General features: G+C 55.6%; 1 rRNA gene. It reads left to right on the top strand.

The features are described from left to right. Positions 1-2,258 (top strand): 23S ribosomal RNA (locus J3P29_RS19500); the annotation flags it as partial. Positions 2,259-2,291 lie beyond the last annotated feature (33 nt).

Raw genomic sequence — 2,291 nt, forward strand, 5'->3', positions numbered from 1 at the left:
TTTAGTCGTATGCGGCAGACCCGAAACTGAGTGAGCTACCCATGGGCAGGTTGAAGCGGGGGTAAGACCTCGTGGAGGACCGAACCCACGTAAGGTGAAATTTGCGGGGATGACCTGTGGGTCGGAGTGAAAGGCTAATCAAACTCAGTGATATCTGGTTCTCTCCGAAATATATTTAGGTATAGCCTCCGGTTTATTGCGTGTCGGCTGTAGAGCTACTGTTTGGTCTAGGGGCCCTACCAGGTTACCGAAACCAGGCAAACTCCGAAGACCGATACGTCGACCCGGGGAGTCAGTTGCTGGGGGATAAACTTCAGCGTCAAAAGGGAAACAGCCCAGATCGCCGGCTAAGGTCCCTAAGTGCATGCTAAGTGGGTAACGATGTCCGAGTGCATAGACAACCAGGAGGTTGGCTTAGAAGCAGCCATCCTTAAAAGAATGCGTAACAGCTCACTGGTCTAGTGTTCGGGCGCGGACAATTCAACGGGGCTCAAGCATGCCACCGAAGCCGCGGGCTTGCGCGTTTGCGTGAGCGGTAGGAGAGCGTTCCCGTGCCATTGAAGCGGCGGCGGAAGCCAGCCGTGGAGGCTCGGGAAGTGAGAATGCTGGCATAAGTAACGAAAGAAGAGTGAGAATCTCTTCCACCGATTTCCTAAGGATTCCTGAGCAACGTTCGTCGGCTCAGGGTTAGTCGGGACCTAAGGCGAGGCCGAAAGGCGTAGTCGATGGATAACAGGTTGATATTCCTGTACCGCGTCGCACCCGTTTGACTGATGGGGGGACGAGTGAGGCTAGGGGTAGCAGGCGATGGTTGTTCCTGCACCAAGTTGCGTAGGGGTGGGTCTAGGCAAATCCGGACCTGCATAACCTGAGGCACGATGGCAGCTGGCGTTCGCGCCGGCGAGTCCCTGACGCCATGGCTCCAAGAAAAGCCTCTAGGGAGGTTGCGCGCGCCCGTACCAAAACCGACACAGGTGGGAAAGTAGAGAATACTAAGGTGATCGAGATAACCCTCGTTAAGGAACTCGGCAAAATTGCTCCGTAACTTCGGGAGAAGGAGCGCCCCGGTAGCGTGAAGCCCTTTCGGGTGGAGCGCGAGGGGGCCGCAGTGAATAGGTTCAAGCGACTGTTTACCAAAAACACAGGTCTCTGCAAAGTCGTAAGACGACGTATAGGGGCTGACGCCTGCCCGGTGCCGGAAGGTTACGTGGAGTTGTTAGGCGCAAGCCGAAGCAGCGAAACTAAGCCCCGGTAAACGGCGGCCGTAACTATAACGGTCCTAAGGTAGCGAAATTCCTTGTCGGGTAAGTTCCGACCTGCACGAATGGCGTAACGACTTGAACGCTGTCTCAACGAGGGGCTCGGTGAAATTTCAGTCTCGGTGAAGATGCCGAGTACCCGTGGCTAGACGGAAAGACCCCGTGAACCTTTACTACAACTTGGTATTGGGGTTCGATGCATTTCGCTCAGAATAGGTGGGAGGCTACGAAGCATCGGCTGCGGCCGGTGTGGAGCCAACTTTGAGATACCACCCTTGATGTATTGGACTTCTAACCTGACGCCGTGAATCCGGGTCGGGAACAGTGCCAGGCGGGTAGTTTGACTGGGGCGGTCGCCTCCTAAAATGTAACGGAGGCGTACAAAGGTTCCCTCAGTACGGTTGGAAACCGTGCGTAGAGTGCAAAGGCAGTAAGGGAGCTTGACTGCGAGACATACAGGTCGAGCAGGTACGAAAGTAGGTCTTAGTGATCCGGCGGTTACAAGTGGAAGTGCCGTCGCTCAACGGATAAAAGGTACTCCGGGGATAACAGGCTTATCGAGCCCAAGAGTCCACATCGACGGCTCGGTTTGGCACCTCGATGTCGGCTCGTCGCATCCTGGGGCTGTAGTAGGTCCCAAGGGTTGGGCTGTTCGCCCATTAAAGCGGCACGCGAGCTGGGTTCAGAACGTCGTGAGACAGTTCGGTCCCTATCTGCCATGGGCGTTGGAGAGTTGAGAGGATTTGCCCCTAGTACGAGAGGACCGGGGTGAACGGACCTCTGGTGTATCTGTTGTTCTGCCAAGGGCATTGCAGATTAGCTACGTTCGGATCGGATAACCGCTGAAAGCATCTAAGCGGGAAGCCGGCCTCGAGATGAACTCTCCCATCCCCTTTGAGGGAGTAAGGACCCTGGTAGACCACCAGGTTGATAGGCCGGATCTGGAAGGGCAGTGATGCCTGTAGGAGACCGGTACTAATGGTCCGAGGGCTTGACGGTTTTTGTGGTACCCGCTGTGTAGTTTTCAGAGGC

Origin of the sequence: Patulibacter sp. SYSU D01012, assembly GCF_017916475.1 — a bacterium.
Classification (GTDB): Bacteria; Actinomycetota; Thermoleophilia; order Solirubrobacterales; family Solirubrobacteraceae; genus Patulibacter.